The organism is Thalassotalea eurytherma (assembly GCF_030161415.1).
Taxonomy (GTDB): Bacteria; Pseudomonadota; Gammaproteobacteria; order Enterobacterales; family Alteromonadaceae; genus Thalassotalea_G; species Thalassotalea_G eurytherma.
This window is the reverse complement of the sequence record NZ_BSSU01000026.1, coordinates 1-1687: the sequence shown is the minus strand read 5'-3', so window position 1 is coordinate 1687 and position 1687 is coordinate 1. Positions and strand designations below refer to the sequence as shown.

General features: G+C 50.4%; 1 rRNA gene. It reads left to right on the top strand.

Annotated elements, in window-relative coordinates:
* Positions 1-87 precede the first annotated feature (87 nt).
* A 16S ribosomal RNA gene (locus QQK02_RS16345) occupies positions 88-1628 on the top strand.
* The last annotated feature ends 59 nt before the right edge of the window (positions 1629-1687 follow it).

Sequence of the window (1687 nt, the reverse complement as noted above, 5' to 3'; positions counted from 1 at the left end):
AAAAATATCAGAAACAGTTTACTGTTTCGAAATAAGTTTTATATGTACAGATTCATTGAGCCGTAACTTAGGTTACACAAACGATTTTAATTGAAGAGTTTGATCATGGCTCAGATTGAACGCTGGCGGCAGGCTTAACACATGCAAGTCGAGCGGAAACGAGAATAGCTTGCTATTCGGCGTCGAGCGGCGGACGGGTGAGTAATGCTTGGGAATATGCCTTATGGTGGGGGACAACAGTTGGAAACGACTGCTAATACCGCATAACGTCTACGGACCAAAGGGGGGGATCTTCGGACCTCTCGCCATTTGATTAGCCCAAGTGAGATTAGCTAGTTGGTAAGGTAAGAGCTTACCAAGGCGACGATCTCTAGCTGGTTTGAGAGGATGATCAGCCACACTGGGACTGAGACACGGCCCAGACTCCTACGGGAGGCAGCAGTGGGGAATATTGCACAATGGGGGAAACCCTGATGCAGCCATGCCGCGTGTGTGAAGAAGGCCTTCGGGTTGTAAAGCACTTTCAGTCGTGAGGAAAGGGGTGTAGTTAATAACTGCATTCTGTGACGTTAGCGACAGAAGAAGCACCGGCTAACTCCGTGCCAGCAGCCGCGGTAATACGGAGGGTGCAAGCGTTAATCGGAATTACTGGGCGTAAAGCGTGCGTAGGCGGATTATTAAGTCAGATGTGAAATCCCGGGGCTCAACCTCGGAACTGCATTTGAAACTGGTAGTCTAGAGTATTGTAGAGGGTGGTGGAATTTCCAGTGTAGCGGTGAAATGCGTAGAGATTGGAAGGAACATCAGTGGCGAAGGCGGCCACCTGGACAAATACTGACGCTGAGGCACGAAAGCGTGGGGAGCGAACAGGATTAGATACCCTGGTAGTCCACGCCGTAAACGATGTCAACTAGCTGTCTGTGGACTTGATCTGTGGGTAGCGTAGCTAACGCGCTAAGTTGACCGCCTGGGGAGTACGGCCGCAAGGTTAAAACTCAAATGAATTGACGGGGGCCCGCACAAGCGGTGGAGCATGTGGTTTAATTCGATGCAACGCGAAGAACCTTACCATCCCTTGACATCCTCAGAAGCCAAAAGAGATTTTGGTGTGCCTTCGGGAACTGAGAGACAGGTGCTGCATGGCTGTCGTCAGCTCGTGTTGTGAAATGTTGGGTTAAGTCCCGCAACGAGCGCAACCCCTATCCTTACTTGCCAGCGAATAATGTCGGGAACTTTAAGGAGACTGCCGGTGATAAACCGGAGGAAGGTGGGGACGACGTCAAGTCATCATGGCCCTTACGGGATGGGCTACACACGTGCTACAATGGCGTATACAGAGGGCAGCAAGACCGCGAGGTGGAGCGAATCCCAGAAAGTACGTCGTAGTCCGGATTGGAGTCTGCAACTCGACTCCATGAAGTCGGAATCGCTAGTAATCGTGAATCAGAATGTCACGGTGAATACGTTCCCGGGCCTTGTACACACCGCCCGTCACACCATGGGAGTGGGTTGCAAAAGAAGTAGCTAGTCTAACCTTCGGGAGGACGGTTACCACTTTGTGATTCATGACTGGGGTGAAGTCGTAACAAGGTAACCCTAGGGGAACCTGGGGTTGGATCACCTCCTTATCTTGAAAGAATTTATAGTGTTGAGTGTTCACACAAATTGCAGTGATAACGTAATGTTT